This is a genomic window from Micromonospora sp. NPDC049081 (assembly GCF_040648835.1).
GTDB classification, from domain to species: Bacteria; Actinomycetota; Actinomycetes; order Mycobacteriales; family Micromonosporaceae; genus Micromonospora; species Micromonospora antibiotica.
In genome coordinates, this window is sequence record NZ_JBEZEK010000039.1 from 27,437 (window position 1) to 42,435 (window position 14,999).

At 73.0% G+C, this 14,999-nt stretch carries 14 protein-coding genes and 2 pseudogenes; 8 read left to right on the forward strand and 8 right to left on the reverse strand.

The features are described from left to right. Nucleotides 1–110: 110 nt before the first annotated feature. Nucleotides 111–1,031 carry a PAC2 family protein gene (locus AB0B63_RS31020; RefSeq protein ID WP_208568975.1) on the forward strand — a complete coding sequence of 307 codons (921 nt, stop codon included), beginning with the start codon at nucleotides 111–113 and terminating at the stop codon, nucleotides 1,029–1,031. A 180-nt stretch (nucleotides 1,032–1,211) separates the two neighbouring features. Further along, a complete protein-coding gene (locus AB0B63_RS31025; protein WP_357025302.1) occupies nucleotides 1,212–2,006 on the forward strand; it encodes an exodeoxyribonuclease III in 795 nt (264 codons plus the stop codon). A 193-nt stretch (nucleotides 2,007–2,199) separates the two neighbouring features. On the opposite strand, the gene AB0B63_RS31030 is transcribed toward AB0B63_RS31025, so the two are convergent. The 3 genes and pseudogenes from AB0B63_RS31030 to AB0B63_RS31040 all read right to left on the reverse strand — a co-directional run bounded on the left by AB0B63_RS31030 (nucleotide 2,200) and on the right by AB0B63_RS31040 (nucleotide 3,340). Then, the gene (locus AB0B63_RS31030; protein WP_357025337.1) at nucleotides 2,200–2,391 is read right to left on the reverse strand and encodes a DUF397 domain-containing protein; all 192 of its coding nucleotides are present in this window, start codon (nucleotides 2,389–2,391) and stop codon (nucleotides 2,200–2,202) included. Next, nucleotides 2,388–2,543, reverse strand: a pseudogene (locus AB0B63_RS31035) (Scr1 family TA system antitoxin-like transcriptional regulator); the annotation flags it as partial. The pseudogene AB0B63_RS31035 and the gene AB0B63_RS31030, both read right to left, overlap by 4 nt. Nucleotides 2,544–2,608: 65 nt before the next feature. Next, nucleotides 2,609–3,340 carry a helix-turn-helix transcriptional regulator gene (locus tag AB0B63_RS31040; protein ID WP_357025306.1) on the reverse strand — a complete coding sequence of 244 codons (732 nt, stop codon included), beginning with the start codon at nucleotides 3,338–3,340 and terminating at the stop codon, nucleotides 2,609–2,611. Nucleotides 3,341–3,727: 387 nt separating this feature from the next. Between AB0B63_RS31040 and AB0B63_RS31045 the strand changes: the two genes are divergently transcribed. The 3 genes from AB0B63_RS31045 to AB0B63_RS31055 all read left to right on the forward strand — a co-directional run bounded on the left by AB0B63_RS31045 (nucleotide 3,728) and on the right by AB0B63_RS31055 (nucleotide 5,088). After that, nucleotides 3,728–4,072, forward strand: a complete 345-nt coding sequence (locus AB0B63_RS31045) for a hypothetical protein (RefSeq protein WP_357025309.1) — start codon at nucleotides 3,728–3,730, stop codon at nucleotides 4,070–4,072. Beyond that, nucleotides 4,069–4,323, forward strand: a complete 255-nt coding sequence (locus AB0B63_RS31050; protein ID WP_357025312.1) for a flavin reductase — start codon at nucleotides 4,069–4,071, stop codon at nucleotides 4,321–4,323. Before AB0B63_RS31045 ends, AB0B63_RS31050 begins: the two co-directional genes overlap by 4 nt. A gap of 447 nt (nucleotides 4,324–4,770) precedes the next feature. Beyond that, the gene (locus tag AB0B63_RS31055) at nucleotides 4,771–5,088 is read left to right on the forward strand and encodes an antibiotic biosynthesis monooxygenase (RefSeq protein ID WP_208568977.1); all 318 of its coding nucleotides are present in this window, start codon (nucleotides 4,771–4,773) and stop codon (nucleotides 5,086–5,088) included. A gap of 37 nt (nucleotides 5,089–5,125) precedes the next feature. On the opposite strand, the gene AB0B63_RS31060 is transcribed toward AB0B63_RS31055, so the two are convergent. From AB0B63_RS31060 to AB0B63_RS31070, 3 genes are all read right to left on the reverse strand, one after another. Then, complete coding sequence (locus AB0B63_RS31060) at nucleotides 5,126–6,403, reverse strand: lanthionine synthetase LanC family protein (RefSeq protein WP_357025316.1); 1,278 nt, start codon at nucleotides 6,401–6,403, stop codon at nucleotides 5,126–5,128. Nucleotides 6,404–6,651: 248 nt separating this feature from the next. Further along, nucleotides 6,652–7,263 (reverse strand): class F sortase, encoded by a 612-nt coding sequence (locus AB0B63_RS31065; RefSeq protein WP_357025320.1) that lies wholly within the window; start codon nucleotides 7,261–7,263, stop codon nucleotides 6,652–6,654. Between the two features lie 335 nt (nucleotides 7,264–7,598). Next, nucleotides 7,599–8,255, reverse strand: a complete 657-nt coding sequence (locus AB0B63_RS31070) for a hypothetical protein (protein ID WP_357025340.1) — start codon at nucleotides 8,253–8,255, stop codon at nucleotides 7,599–7,601. A gap of 313 nt (nucleotides 8,256–8,568) precedes the next feature. Between AB0B63_RS31070 and trmB the strand changes: the two genes are divergently transcribed. Then, nucleotides 8,569–9,198: a tRNA (guanosine(46)-N7)-methyltransferase TrmB gene (trmB, locus tag AB0B63_RS31075; protein WP_357025343.1), complete on the forward strand. Its 630-nt coding sequence runs from the start codon at nucleotides 8,569–8,571 to the stop codon at nucleotides 9,196–9,198. Between the two features lie 17 nt (nucleotides 9,199–9,215). Here the strand turns inward: trmB and AB0B63_RS31080 are convergent. Continuing rightward, nucleotides 9,216–9,278, reverse strand: a pseudogene (locus AB0B63_RS31080) (cupin domain-containing protein); the annotation flags it as partial. 139 nt (nucleotides 9,279–9,417) lie between these two features. On the opposite strand from AB0B63_RS31080, the gene AB0B63_RS31085 reads away from it, so the two are divergent. Beyond that, entirely contained in the window at nucleotides 9,418–11,931 is a 2,514-nt protein-coding gene (locus AB0B63_RS31085; protein ID WP_208568981.1) for a DEAD/DEAH box helicase, read from the forward strand. Nucleotides 11,932–12,015: 84 nt separating this feature from the next. Here the strand turns inward: AB0B63_RS31085 and AB0B63_RS31090 are convergent, their stop codons facing one another. Then, nucleotides 12,016–13,452, reverse strand: coding sequence for a hypothetical protein (locus tag AB0B63_RS31090; RefSeq protein ID WP_357025323.1), 1,437 nt, complete (start codon nucleotides 13,450–13,452; stop codon nucleotides 12,016–12,018). A gap of 710 nt (nucleotides 13,453–14,162) precedes the next feature. On the opposite strand from AB0B63_RS31090, the gene AB0B63_RS31095 reads away from it, so the two are divergent. Then, nucleotides 14,163–14,807 (forward strand): hypothetical protein, encoded by a 645-nt coding sequence (locus AB0B63_RS31095; RefSeq protein ID WP_357025326.1) that lies wholly within the window; start codon nucleotides 14,163–14,165, stop codon nucleotides 14,805–14,807. The last annotated feature ends 192 nt before the right edge of the window (nucleotides 14,808–14,999 follow it).

Below are 14,999 nucleotides of genomic sequence, written 5' to 3' on the forward strand. Positions count from 1 at the left end.
ACGACACGCCCAGTGCTGGAATGGATGACGCCGACAGGTACGTTCCCCGAACCGGGTGCCGTCCGCGCACGGTCGCCCGTACGCGCGTGTTTCCTCAGGAGGTCCGACCGGTGCTCGACCCACACGAGCTCTACGAGCTCACCGACGATCTGCCCGACCTCGGCCAGCCGGTGCTGATCCAGGCGCTCACCGGCTTCGTCGACGCCGGCAACGCCAGTCGGCTGGCCCGCGAGCAGCTGCTCACCTCGCTGGACGCCCGCACGATCGCCACCTTCGACGTCGACCAGCTCTTCGACTACCGGTCCCGCCGCCCGGTGATGACCTTCGTCGAGGACCACTGGGAGGACTACGACGCCCCCGAGCTTGCCCTGCACCTGCTGCACGACGACGACGAGACGCCGTTCCTCCTGCTCACCGGCCCGGAGCCGGACCTGCAGTGGGAGCGTTTCGTGGCGGCGGTCAGCGCGGTGGCCGCCCGGCTCGACGTCCGGCTCACCGTCGGGCTCAACTCGATCCCGATGGCCGTGCCGCACACCCGGCCCACCGGGGTCACCGCACACGCCACCCGCCGGGAACTGATCTCCGGCTACGAGCCGTGGTTGCAGCGGGTGCAGGTCCCGGGCAGCGTCGGGCACCTGCTGGAATACCGGCTCGGCCAGGCCGGCCGGGACGCCCTCGGCTTCTCCGCCCACGTGCCGCACTACGTCGCCCAGACCGAGTACCCGGCCGCCGCCGAGGTGCTGCTCTCCTCGGTGTCGCGCAGCACCGGCCTGCTGCTGCCCAACGACAGCCTCCGCTCCGCCGCCGAGGTGGTCCGGGTCGAGATCGACCGGCAGGTCGCCCAGACCGACGAGGCCGCCGCGCTGGTCACCGCCCTGGAGGAGCAGTACGACGCGTTCGCCCGGGGACGGGGCGAGAAGAACCTGCTGGCCGCCGAGACCGGCCCGCTGCCCACCGCCGACGAGCTGGGCGCCGAACTGGAACGCTTCCTCGCCGAGCAGACCCGACCGGGCGACACCCCGGGCACCTGACCCACCCGTACCACGGCGGCGGCGACCCGACCCGGGACGCCGCCGCCCGGTCATCCCTGAGGCACCGGCACGCCGGGGCGGCCCGGCGCACCGGCGTGCCACCAGGCCCGGCGAGCCGGTGCGCCGCCAGGCCCGGCGGGCTGCCCGGCGGGGCGGGCCGGGATGCGGCAGGCTGGGCACATGCGCCTGGCGACCTGGAACGTGAACTCGGTGAAGGCCCGCCTCCCCCGGCTGCTGGACTGGCTGGCCGGCACCACCCCCGACGTGGTCTGCCTCCAGGAGACCAAGTGCCCCGACGGGGCGTTCCCGGTCGCCGAGGTCGGTGAGCTGGGCTACGAGGTGGCCAGCCACAGCGACGGCCGGTGGAACGGGGTGGCGATCCTGTCCCGCGTCGGCCTGACCGACGTCACCGTCGGCTTCCCCGGCGAACCGGGCTTCCCGCAGCCCGAGGCCCGCGCCATCTCCGCCACCTGCGCCGGGGTCCGGATCTGGTCGGTGTACGTCCCGAACGGCCGGGCGGTCGACGACCCGCACTACGCCTACAAGCTGGCCTGGTTCGCGGCGCTGCGGGACGCCCTGGAACCGGAGGTGGCCGCCGGTGGGCCGGTAGCCGTCTGCGGGGACTTCAACGTCGCCCCGACCGACGCCGACGTCTGGGACCCGGCGCTCTTCGCCACCTCCACGCATGTCACCCCCGCCGAGCGGGCCGCCCTGGCCGCCCTGCGCGACCTCGGACTCAGCGACGTGGTGCCCACCCCGATGAAGGGCCCGCACCCGTACACCTACTGGGACTACCGGGCCGGCATGTTCCACCAGAACAAGGGCATGCGCATCGACCTGGTGTACGCCTCCGCGCCGCTGGCCGCGACGGTCCGCACCGCGTACGTGGACCGGGAGGCCCGCAAGGGCAAGGGCCCCTCCGACCACGCCCCGATCGTGGTCGACACCGACCCACCGGCTGTCGACGCACCCTGACCCGCCCCGGGACAACGCCGCCAACGGTTCCGGCTCCTGCCCTGCGGGGGCGTCACCTCCTATCGGGGATGCGCCGCCGCCTGTCGCGGGTGCCCTATCGCCGGACGCCCCCACACTTGTCGCGGAGGGGGTGGCCGTCCCTGCAGTTCGGGTATCGCGGGGGTCCCCGGCCTTATCGCAGGGGTGCCCCTGTCTATCGGGGGTGGGATGTCTTGGCGCGGTCGACGAAGCCACGCCACGCTCCCGGCGTGAACGTCAGCGTCCCGCCGTCGCGGTCCTTCGTGTCCCGCACCAGGACGACGCCGGGCAGGTTGTCCGCCACCTCGACGCAGTTGCCGCCGTTGTTGCCGCTCCTGGTGCTCTTGCGCCACCGCGCACCGGTCACGTCCATGTCGCCGCCACCTTCCGAATGAGATCCAGGGACTGGGCCCGGGGCAGGGCCTCCCCCACTATGCGCGCCCACCGCTGCTCCAAGGTAGCGATATCCTGACGCTGGTCGATGATCTGCGCCCGCACCTGACCATCCACATGCGCCACCCGCGTCCTGCTGCCGACATCAGCCCATCACCTGCGGACCGACCCCGCCAGCCGCACAGTCAGCTTCACTCTGCCGCCGCGTCGGCCCACAGTGCGTCAAAGTGCTCGAGGTACCTGCTGAACGGCCCGCCGCTCTCCCGTCGGCGAAAATGAAGCGTGACGGAGTCCTGGCCCAGTGCGCCGCCGATATGGGTGGCGACGATGGCGTCGTTGTCGAACACCCACACCGACATCCCGACATGCCGGTCGGACAGCCGGACGGCCAACGGTGAGGCCGACTTGCTGATCTCGGCTCGTGTCATGGCGATCCGCGTAGCGAGGTTGAGCGGCGTCGCCTCGATCCGGTCCCGGCTGGTGGTGACCGGGCTCGCCGGATCACCCAGCAGGAAACGTACGTCCGCGCCGGCCTGGGCTTTCGCTCCGATGGTCTCGGCGGCGTTCGGCACTTCCAGCCAGACGAAATAGCTGGTGTAGCCACCGAACAGGAGGCGGGACCGTGCCCCCTCGATCAACTCTCGGAAGAGCGTTCGGGGCAGTTCGGAGCGGCGCGCGTAGACGCCCACCAACTCACGGTCGGCACCCAACTTGACCGCGCGACGCACAGCTTCAGGCCACAGCACGTCCACATCCTTACCCAGAACGCTGGCCACCCGCACACGCGAGCGCGGATGCGGCAGTCGCCCCCGGCTGACCCACCGTTCCACCGTCTTCGCATCGACATCGCACTTCTCAGCGAGCTGGCTGACCGTCAGCCCGGCAGTGGTCAGCGCCTCCCGCAGGAAATCGTTTCTCGGCACTGGAGGGGACCTTTCCTAGACGTCCCTCGATGGTCGCATACGGGCGGTTAATTCGTCCGTCACTCGCTGCAAAGGTTCGTAGCAGAGCGACGCCACCGGTCTGGGTGAGATCCCACCGGTCGCGTCTGCCCGAGGGGCCGCCCGGTAGGAGGGGACCGGACGGCCCCTCCTCCACAACCAACGGACATAAGGGACCGCCATGCCTGAGGAGCAGCCGAGACAGCCCACGCCCGCACCGGGCCCGCCATTCCCACCGGCTCCACCACCCGCGCGCCCGATCGTCCCCGGGCCGATCGGGCCGTTCGTCCCGCCCTACCGGGGGCCGGGCCGGATCACCCGCATCGTGCCGGGGCACCGCTGGACGGGCGGGCGAAACCGGGGTCCACAGTGAGGGGGACGGCGGTCGGGGCCGGTGACCTGCTGCACCTGACCAGGGAGGCGAGCGTGCAGTTCAGCCGGCCGATCACGGTCCGGGTCATCCGGGTGCTGACCGACTGGCACACGTACGACGGGTGGGTGTGGATCGACGCGTACCAACTGGATGCCGTCGGCGAAGCGGTCCGGCGGCGGACCCTGTTCCTGATGCCGGCGGGTGCCCGCCGGCCCACCCCGCAGCCGGGGCGATCCGCCGGCCGGCCGGGGGCGGCCGGGGCACCGCGCGGGGCGGCGACCGCAGCGCGCGGCACCCGGCCAGGCCCGGCACCGGCACGCCGGTCGGCGGTGGCGCGGTGACCGCACCGCTGCCTGGTCCACACACGCCGGTACGCCCGCTCTGGCTGTGCCGGGTCGACGCGCGGCCCTGGCCGTGCGGCGAGGCGAAACTCGCGCTCCTCACGAGGTACGACGGCGACCGGCCGGGTCTGTTGATCCTGCTCTCCCGGTTGTCGGTGGAGGCGAGCACCCACCTGACGCAACTCGACAGCGGTCGCCGAACCGACCTGACCAACCGCTTCCTGCGCTGGGCATACCCGCCCGACGGCTGAACCTCCGCACCGGACGCACTGCACCCCGGCTACCCTGCCGGCGGCTGCCCGCTACCGCCTGCGGAGATCAAGATCGGAACAGGTCGGCGAGGGCGGGCGGCGCAGCCGGGGACGTTCGGGCACGACCCGAAGGGGCAGGCAGCTGATTGTGGAGATTTATTGCGCACCTGGCGACAAGAACTCTCCACAATCAGCTCGGCGCGCTCGCCTCGATCCCCACCCACCGCATCCCGCACCGCACCGCTGCCCGCCCCGCACCGCACCGCACCGCACCACAGCGCACCGCACTGCTGCCCGCTCCGCACCACAGCGCACCGCACCGCACTGCTGCCCGCCCCGCGCCACAGCGCCTCGCACCGCACGGCGGCATCGCGCGGGGGCACCGGCCGGTCAGGGGCTCGGGCGCAGGGACAGGGGCGGTCGCAGGGGCAGGGATAGGGTGGTGGGATGGCAGTCGTGAAGATCAACGCGATCGACGTCCCGCCCGGTGCCGGCGAGGAGTTGGAGAAGCGGTTCGCCGCTCGGGCCGGCGCGGTGGAGAACTCCCCGGGTTTCCTCGGCTTCGAGCTGCTGCGCCCGGTCGCCGGGGAGAGCCGCTACTTCGTCTACACCCGGTGGGAGACGGAGGAGGCGTACCAGGCATGGGTCGCCGGATCGTCCCGGGCCGCACATGCCGGCGAGGGCGGCGAGCAGCGGCGGCCGGTCGCCTCCGGTGCGACGCTGCTGGAGTTCGAGGTGGTCCAGCAGGTGACCGGCAAGGGCTGACCGGCGATACCGCCCACGGCGGTCGCCGGCGGGCGGCTCAGATCCAGGGCAGGACGGGGGCGGTGGCGGGGGCGGCCAGCCGGGCGAGCCAGCCGGCGATCCCGGCGGCACCCTGCATGAAGCCGGGCTCCGGCGGCAGCTGCGGCGGGGTCCTGGTGTGCTCGGTGTTCGACCAGGTGACGCCCGCCGGGGTGGACACGGTGCGGGCGAGGACGTCCTCGGCGAGCGTGTCGGCCCAGGTGAGCAGGGCGGGGTCGCCGGCATCCTGGAAGCGGTCGACCAGCATCTGCCCGACCCCGGCGGTGCCGCAGCAGCGGGCGAGATTGTCCCAGTACCCCGGGTAGAGCCGCTGCGGGAGACGGCTGTCGCGCAGCGCCCCCAGGCATTCCTCGACGGCCAGCCGCCAGCGGGGCTGCGGGTCGACGGCGTCGAGGAGGGCGAAGAGTCGTACCGTGCCGGTCGGGCCGTGGCACCAGCCGAAGGTGACCGCCGGACGGTCCGGGCGGGACGGAACCAGCAGCGGCAGCGCCCACCCGCCGGGGCGGCGCCCCAGGGCCAGCAGTCCGTCGGCGGCGCGCACGGCGATGTCGCGCAGATCGTCGCGACGCAGGGAGTCGCCGGCTGTGGCCAGGACGTAGGCGACGCCGGCCGTGCCGTGGGAGAAGCCGGGCATGAGGCGCTCGTCGCCCGCCCGCATCCGCCAGTGCAGCCCGTCGGGCCGGTCCTCGGCCAGCCCCACCAGCCCGTCGGCGAGGACGTGGGCCGCCTGCGCCACCAGCGGATCGGCATCATCGTCGAGGGCGTCGAGGAGGGCCAGCAGGATGCCGGCGTCGCCGGAGATGACATCGGAACACCGGCCCGGGTCCACCGGACGGCGCAGCAGCCGCTCGGCAATCCGTACCGTCACCGACGCGGCGGTGTCGAGGGCCACCCGGTCGCCGGAGACCCGGCCCCAGGCGCGCAACGCGACCGCCACCCCGGCCCAGCCGCCGAACAGCCCGTCGTCGGGCATCGTCGCGGCGTCCGGCTCGTGCCGGGCAAGATGCACCAGCCGACCCCGGGCCCCGGCCGCGACCCGGCCGAGCGCCGACCCCGCTGCGGTGGCGACGCCGCCGTCGGTCGTGGTGACGACGGGCCCATCGGCCGGGTGGCGGCCGGTGGCAGTGGCCTCGGCGCAGCCGAGCAGCACCCCGGCGGTCCCGGCATAGAGGTCGTCGAAGCGTTCACCCGCCTCCTGCCACCCCAGACCACCCTCGGCGGGCACCGCCACCGACTCGATCCACCTGAACGCCTGCCGCACCACGTCCGCCGTCACCGCGCCGATCCTGCCACCGCCGCCCGACGGCGTCCCCGCAATATCGGGCGCACACCCCGGCCACGACCGGTCAGGGTGGGCGGTCCCGGCCATGACCCGGTCAGGACGGGCTCGGCCCCGGTCGAGACCGGTCAGGGCGGGCGGTCCCGGCCGTGCCCCGGTCAGGCGGCGGACCCGGCCGGCGCGGCGGGGCGCGGGGGTCAGGGTGAGCGGGGGTCAGGGTGAGCGGGGGTCAGGGTGAGCGGGGGTCAGGGTGAGCGGGTCTCGGCCAGCGAGGCGAAGGCGATGACGTTGTCGGCGTAGCCGGTACGCCCGCCGATCCACTGGCCACCACAGGTGATCAACCGCAGGGCCGGCGCTCCGCTGTCACCGTAGACCCGGTCGGCAGGCAGGGCCGACTTGTCGAAGAACTCCACCGAGTCGACCCGGAACACCACCACCCGGCGGTCGTCGCGGGTCACCTCGATCCGATCACCTGGCTTGAGTTTGCGCAGGTCATAGAAGACCGACGGCCCGTCCTTCGAGTCGACGTGGCCGACGATGATCGCCCGGCCCGGCTCGCCGGGGGTCGGACCACGGTCGTACCAGCCGGTCTCCTGGTGCCGGTCCAGCGGCGGGACGTCGATCGACCCGTCCCGGGCCTGACCGACCGGGGCCACCGGGGCGGCCACCTTGATCGTCGGAACGGTGAGCCGGACCGGTCGGCTGGCCGGCAAGCTACCCGGCGTGGGGCTCTGCCGGGCACCGGCCGCCGGCCGCTGCGCCGTCGTGTCGGTCCGGTCCAGTGGGCCGACCGTACGACCCAGCCCGGCCCCGGTGGCGAAGACACCCAGCAGCACCAGCAGCACGGCCAGCGGCACCGACCAGGGACTGCGGGTCGACGCCGGGCCCCCGGGCGACGCCGCCGGCCCGGGGACGCCCGGCTGCGCCGTCGGCCCACCGGGCGGTGGGAACGGGCCATCACTCGGCGGGAACGCAGAGACACCCGGCGGGATCAGCCCACCGGGTGGCGGGAACGGACCGCTGCGGGGTGGCACCGGGCCGCCGGGCGACGCCTGGCCACCGGGTAGCCGGACCGGGTCGTGGTGCTGCGGGTTCGGGCCGGCGGACGGTCGGAACGGGCCGCTACGGGGGCCTGAGGGGACGGGCGACGGGCCGCTACGGGGGCCTGAGGGGACGGGCGGTGGGGGCATGGTCAGCTCCCGGCGACGCCACGCGGCCGGCGGGCCGCCACGATCCCGACGACAGCCCCGGCGATGGTCAGCGCCAACCCGCCGGGCACCAGCAGTCCGCCGGGCAACCCGCCGTCCGCCGCGCCGCCGAAGCCGGTGTGCGGACCGGGGCTGGGCTTGACCTTCTTGACCACCTGGAGCGCCGTCGAGGCGGTCGCCCCGTCGGGACATTCCAGCTTGATCCGGTAGTTGCCGGGCCGGACCCGGTCCCTGACCATCGGGGCGGCGGTGAGCCGTCCGTGCTGCGGCTGCACCTGGACCCGGCCGAAGGCGTCCGAGACGACTGTCGCCGGGATCGAGTTGTCGTGACAGCTCGCCTCGATGCCGACCAGGTAGCCAGGCTCGACGGTGCCCGGGGTCACCTCGACGAAGACCACGCCGGGCGGTGGTTGCGGATCTCCGCCCTGGTCCGGCGCGGGTTGCCCCGGGCCGGGGGCCGCAGCAGCGACCGCCGGGCCGACGACCGGCCCGGCGAACAGCAGGGGCGGGCCAGCGAGCAACGGCACAGCCGGCGGGACAGCCGAGACCGGGACGGCCGAAACCGGCGGAACAGCGGAGACCGGGACAGCGGAGACCGGGACAGCGGAGACCGGGACAGCGGAGACCGGGACGGCCGAGATGGGCGGGGCAGCGGAGACCGGGGCGGCGTGCCAGAGCGCGGGGGCGAGGGCACCGACGGCGACCGCCAGCGCGGTGCGGTACAGCGCGATCGCCACCATGTCCCCCTCCCGGCGCCCAGGGCAGCGCCGGACGACCCGGACGCCGACCTGCCGTACGGGATGAATCGTCTCACCCCCCGACCGACGGCACATCCGATACGGCGGAACCGTCGCGTACGCTCGGGTCGCTGTGACCTCCATCGACCAGAACCCCGCCGTCCCGGTGGCCCCGTCGGCCACCCGGATCCGCACCTTCCATCCCCGTCGGGGCCGGATGAGCAGTCGGCAGACCGACGCGCTGGCCCGGCTCTGGCCGGCGTACGGGATCGAGATCGCCGACCTCGACGGGCCGGTCGATCCGGCCGGTTTCTTCGGTCGGGGTGCGCCGGTGGTGCTGGAGATCGGCTCCGGGATGGGTGACGCCACCGCGGCGATGGCCGCCGCCGACCCGGACCGGGACTACCTCGCGGTCGAGGTGCACACCCCGGGCATCGCCCACCTGCTCGACCTGGTGCAGCGGCACGGCCTGGGCAACGTCCGGGTCGCCCAGGGTGACGCGCTGGACCTGGTCCGGGCCATGCCGGAGCGCTGTCTGGACGCGGTGCACGTGTTCTTTCCCGACCCGTGGCCCAAGTCGCGGCACCACAAGCGGCGCATCATCCAGCCGGAGCACGTGGCGTTGCTGCGGTCCCGGCTGGCCGGCGGCGGGACGCTGCACTGCGCCACCGACTGGGCCGAGTACGCCGAGTCGATGCGCTCGACGCTGACCGCCGACCCGGAGCTGGTCGACGGGTACGCCGGCTACGCGCCCCGCCCCGACCACCGTCCGGTGACCAAGTTCGAACGCCGCGCGCTGACCGCCGGGCGTCCCGTCTTCGACCTGATCCACCGCCGCCGCCCCTGAGCCCGTCGGACCGCCCACCCGGCGGTACGCGGGCCGAGCAGCACCCGCAGCTCCCCGCCGCGCCGCCGGTCGGCCGGCACGTCCCGGGCGGCATCCGACCGCCGGTGACACCGTCTCCTCGGCCATCCGAAAAACCGGGCGGGCGGCGGGGACCGATCGGGGCGGGCGGGGTGGCCCGGTTGGCGGGCGGGGTGGTGGTGCGGGCACGATGGGGACGCTATGACGCTGACTGCCGCGCTGCCTCGAAGCGCCGACCCCGACACCCTCTTCGACGCGTTCGCCGGCTGGGCGTCCGAGCGTGGGCTGAACCTCTACCCCCACCAGGAGGAGGCGGTCATCGAGATCGTCTCCGGCGCCAACGTGATCATGAATACGCCGACCGGTTCGGGCAAGAGCCTGGTTGCGATCGCGGCGCACTTCACCGCCCTGGCCGACGACCGGACGAGCTTCTACACCGCCCCGATCAAGGCCCTGGTGTCGGAGAAGTTCTTCGCGCTGTGCGAGGTGTTCGGCGCGGAGAACGTCGGCATGCTCACCGGCGACGCCAGCGTCAACGCCGACGCCCCGATCATCTGCTGCACCGCCGAGATCCTGGCCAACCTGGCGCTGCGCGAGGGGGCACGGGCCGACGTCGGCCAGGTGGTGATGGACGAGTTCCACTTCTATGCCGAGCCCGACCGGGGCTGGGCCTGGCAGGTGCCGATCATCGAGCTGCCGCAGGCGCAGTTCGTGCTGATGTCGGCCACCCTGGGGGACACCACCCGATTCGTCGACGACCTGACCCGGCGTACCGGCCGGTCCACCGCCGTCGTCCGGTCGGCCGAGCGGCCGGTCCCGCTGATCTTCTCGTACGCGATGACGCCGCTGCACGAAACGCTCGAAGAGCTGCTGGAGACCAAGCAGGCCCCGGTGTACGTGGTGCACTTCACCCAGGCCGCGGCGCTGGAACGCGCCCAGGCGCTGATGAGCGTCAACGTCTGCTCCCGGGCCGAGAAAGACATGATCGCCACCGCGATCGGGAACTTCCGGTTCACCTCCGGCTTCGGCAAGACGCTGTCGAGGCTGGTGCGCCACGGCATCGGCGTGCACCACGCCGGGATGCTGCCCAAGTACCGCCGGCTCGTGGAGACCCTGGCCCAGGCCGGCCTGCTGAAGGTCATCTGCGGCACCGACACGTTGGGCGTGGGCATCAACGTGCCGATCCGCACCGTGCTGTTCACCGGCCTGAGCAAGTACGACGGGGTACGCACCCGGCTGCTCAAGGCCCGCGAGTTCCACCAGATCGCCGGTCGGGCCGGCCGGGCCGGCTTCGACACCATCGGGCGGGTCGTGGTGCAGGCCCCCGAACACGTCATCGACAACGAGAAAGCGCTGGCCAAGGCCGGCGACGACCCCAAGAAACGCCGCAAGGTGGTGAAGAAGAAACCACCGGAGGGCTCGATCGGCTGGGGCGAGCCGACCTTCCAGCGCCTGGTCGAGGCCGAGCCGGAGCCGCTCACCTCCAGCTTCCAGGTCAGCCACTCGATGCTGCTCAACGTGATCGGCCGGCCGGGTGACGCGTTCGCCTCGATGCGGCATCTGCTCACCGACAACCACGAGGACGCCGCCGCCCAGCGCCGGCACATCCGTCGGGCGATCGCCATCTACCGGGCGTTGCGTGCCGGTGGGGTGGTCGAGCAGCTCGACACGCCCGACGAGACCGGCCGGCGGGTCCGGCTCACCGTCGACCTCCAGCTCGACTTCGCGCTCAACCAGCCGCTGTCGCCGCTGGCGCTGGCCGCCATCGAACTGCTCGACGTCGAATCCCCGTCGTACGCCCTGGACGTGTTGAGCGTGATCGAGTCGATCCTCGACGACCCACGCCAGGTGCTCTCCGCGCAGCAGTTCAAGGCGCGCGGCGAGGCGGTCGCCGCGATGAAGGCCGACGGCATCGAGTACGAGGCCCGCATGGAGCTGCTCGACGAGGTGACCTGGCCGAAGCCGCTGGCGGAGCTGCTGCACGCCGCGTACGAGATGTACCGGCAGGGGCACCCCTGGGTGGCCGACCATCAGCTCTCCCCCAAGTCCGTCGTGCGGGACATGTACGAACGCGCGATGACCTTCGGCGAGTACGTGCAGTTCTACGGGCTGACCCGCTCCGAGGGCCTCGTCCTGCGCTACCTCGCCGACGCGTACAAGACGCTGCGACAGACCGTCCCCGAGGACGCCAAGACCGAGGAGCTGATCGACCTCATCGAGTGGCTGGGCGAGCTGGTCCGCCAGGTCGACTCCAGCCTGATCGACGAGTGGGAGCGGCTGCGCAACCCCTCCGACGTCGCCGACGCCGCCCTGGCGCACGCGTCGCTGGAGGAGCGGGTGCCGGCGGTCACCCGCAACGCCCGCGCCTTCCGGGTGCTGGTGCGCAACGCGTTGTTCCGCCGGGTCGAGCTGGCCGCCCTGCGCCGCTGGTGGGACCTCGGCGAGCTGGACGGCGCATCGGGCTGGGACGCCGACGCCTGGGCGGAGGCGCTGGAGCCGTACTTCGAGGCGTACGACGGGATCGGGGTGGGGCCGGACGCGCGCGGCCCGGCGCTGCTCATGATCGAGCAGGGGCGGGAGAAGTGGGCCGTCCGGCAGATCCTGGACGACCCGGAGGGCGACCACGACTGGGGGATCAGCGCCGAGGTCGACCTGGCCGCCTCGGACGAGGTGGGGGCCGCCGTGGTCCGGGTGACGGACGTCGGGCAGCTCTAGCGCGGCGACGAGGCGGCGGCATCACCTGGTGGTGACACCGCCACCTCGCCCACGTGCGTCCGCACCGCCCGGCGGACCGGTCGGTCAGGGCCCGACGGGTTCCTCGGCCGGTCCCGCCGCCGTGGCGGCGTGCAGACCGTGCGCCGCGAGATCGTCGGCCACGGCCAGCCCGAGCCGCACACCGCCGACGTTGGGGCCGAGATCGATCCGGTCCTCGTCGTCCACGGCGAACGCGTCGAACACCCAGTGCACCCCGAGGTAGACCCGGCTACGACCGTTCTCCTCGATCATCTGCCACAGCCCACCGGGGAACCGGCGTGCCAGGCGTGGACGTACCGTGCCGGTGTTGTCCACGCTGGTGCCGTTCAGTTCGTCGGACACGAACTCCAGCCCGTCGGCGAGGTCGTCCGGGCCGTGGCCGCCCCGGCCATAGAACTGGCGCACCGTCTGCAGTGCCGCCGCGCCGAACGTCGCGTGACCCGACGGGTAGGCGGGGAAGTTCGGGGTGCGGTTCTTCTGCCCGACGTTGTTGGTGTTCGGCGCACCCGACGGCAGCCACTCGATGTCGGTGTCCGGATCCAGTTCCGTACCGCCCTGTCCGGTCGGCCCCAGCGCACTGTCGTGCTCCCGGATCCCGACCACCGGACGCCACAGGTCGTGGCGGTACTTCTCGGTCCAGCAGAGAATCCCGCCGTCCGCCATCGCGGTGTTGACCAGTGCGAACAGTCTGGCGTTGGCAGCCGGGTCGTTGTCCCGCGCCCGGGCGACCCGGCGGACGATCTGGTTGAACAGCCGTGGTGGCGTGCCGAGGCCCTTGGCACCGTCGTAGGCCCAGAACAACCCGATGCCGGTTTCGGTGGGCGTCCGCTGCGGGAACCGGTCGGGCACCGTACCGGTGAGATGCGCGGCGATGCCCTTGCCGCGGACCTGCCGCAGGGCCCGCCGGTAGGCCCGGTCGCCGGGGCGTGGCGGACCGTCCAGACCGTGGCGGACGCTGACCGCGAAGCAGGCTGAGCGGGCACCGTGGAAGGGCGCGTAGAAACCCTGCCCGGGGCTGTCCGGGTCCTCCCGGTGGTGTTCCGGGGCGAGCGAGGGCACGTAGCCCTCGTCGCCGTGACCAGGGTCGCCCCGGCGCAGCGCCAGAAGTTCCCCGGCCACCCGCCGCCCGTAGTCGTGGCTCTCGGCGGCGTGTTTGCCGTCGACCAGCCCGGCCGCGAGGTGCCGCGCCGCGAAGTGGTCCCGCTGCGCCGGGTAGAGCGCGCTCAGCGTCGTCCGGGCCGCGCCCGCGACGGCGGCGGCCACGTCGCCCCCGGTCGGCGGCGTCGGCAGCCGGTTGCCGAGGTACGGCTCCTGCCCGCCGACGATGCCGAAGAACGCGTCGTGCATGGCGAGGTGGGTGATGGCCAGCGCCCGCGAACTGCCGAGCGGGCCCCGCGCCCCCGCCTCGGTGGGATCACCCGTCGTGTGGGTGACCCGGTCCGCTTCCAGAGCGACCTCGTTCCAGTACATGATTGGGTCCACGATGCTCCCCCGAGGTGTGGTGGACAGACAGTTTCTCGACACCCGTACCGCATTTCGGATGGACGGCCAGAATTTGACGCGCATTGCGGAGACAATGCCGTTGGGTGCAATTCTCGCCGGATCTGAGCTGCGGCGACGTCGGCGATTCGACGCCCCGATCCTGGATGTATGTCGACAATCAATGGTTGCCACCGGCGGCAGTGCGGGTCAAGCGAAAGCACTGAAATTGTGGGCGACTGTCGGGAGTAGGCATTCGAGAAAACGGTGCAACGGAACCGGGCACGTACGTTGTGCCAGGTGACAGCCCCGCCCGGGGGTCGACCACACGGGGCTGGGCCACGCGCCCCCACTCCGGGGCTTCCGGTCGGCACGGAGCAGCCCTCCCGGCCGCGTCAGCCCGGGCACGGCCGGAGCCTGGGCGCAGCCGAAGCCCGGGCACGGTCGAAGCCCGGGCACGGCCGAAGCCCGGGCACGGCCGAAGCCCGGGCACGGCCGAAGCCCGGGCACGGCCGAAGCCCGGGCACGGCCGAAGCCCGGGCACGGTCGAAGCCCGGGCGCGACAGTCCGGTGCGGCGCGACCAGGGGTGACGTGGAGGGCGGGAGAAAGAGCCTGCACCGCGGGAGAGGAACCCGCTCCGAACCCTGGGAGATGTCACCCCCGTCGATTAGAATGTATGTACTAATCGAGTTCCTGACCTGGGAGGACGCTCGTGACCGCGCCCGTCAACGCCCCCCTCACGCCGTACGCCACCCTCCTCGGCTTCACCCGGTACGTCGACCGCACCGGGCCCACCAAGGCAAGCTTCGTCGGCGGGCTGCGCAAGCAGCGAGCCAGCCGGCACGGCTTCAACCCGCACGGCCAGTTCGTCAAGGCGCTCAAGGCCGACATCGCCTTCCACACCGGCGGCACCCACCTGGCCGGCGTGGCCGACGTGGTCAAGCCGCGCTGGCGTCCGCTCTACCAGGCACTGGTGCCCGGCGCGACGGCCTGGCTGGAGTCGCTGGGCGAGCCGGCCGGCATCGACCTGGCGCAGACCCGCGACGCCCTCGCGATACTCGGCGACCTACCCGTCAAGATCAACCCCCACTTCGGCATCCGGTACGCCGACGGTCACGCCGAGGCGGTCCGGCTGCACTTCGACGAGACCCCGCCGAGCGAGGAGGCGGCGTTGGCCACCCTGCACCTGATGGCCCGGCACATGGACGCGGTGCTACCGCACGCCGAGCCGGTCCTGGTCGACGTGCGGCGGGGGGTGGCGCACCGGACGCCCGAGCACGTCAAGTCGGCACAGGTGGAGCAGTGGTTGGCCGGCGAGGCCGCCGCCTTCCGCGCCATCTGGTCCACCGCCGCCTGACCCCGGGCAACGACCGGTCCGGGAGGAGCAGAGCCCACCCGGACCGGCCAGCGCCCACCGGCAGCCCACCGACCCACCGCGACCACCCTCCCCCGGCCCCCCCAGCAGCGCACCCCCCAGCAGCGCACCCCCCAGCAGCGCACCCCCCAGCAGCGCACCCCCCAGCAGCGCACCCCCCAGCAGCGCACCCCC

What these genes read in the sequence shown, in the direction of transcription:
- trmB (WP_357025343.1), top strand. Translation starts at nt 8,569, where the DNA reads ATGAGCAGTCGGCAGACCGACGCGCTGGCCCGGCTCTGGCCGGCGTAC.
- AB0B63_RS31085 (WP_208568981.1), top strand. Translation starts at nt 9,418, where the DNA reads ATGACGCTGACTGCCGCGCTGCCTCGAAGCGCCGACCCCGACACCCTC.
- AB0B63_RS31025 (WP_357025302.1), top strand. Translation starts at nt 1,212, where the DNA reads ATGCGCCTGGCGACCTGGAACGTGAACTCGGTGAAGGCCCGCCTCCCC.
- AB0B63_RS31055 (WP_208568977.1), top strand. Translation starts at nt 4,771, where the DNA reads ATGGCAGTCGTGAAGATCAACGCGATCGACGTCCCGCCCGGTGCCGGC.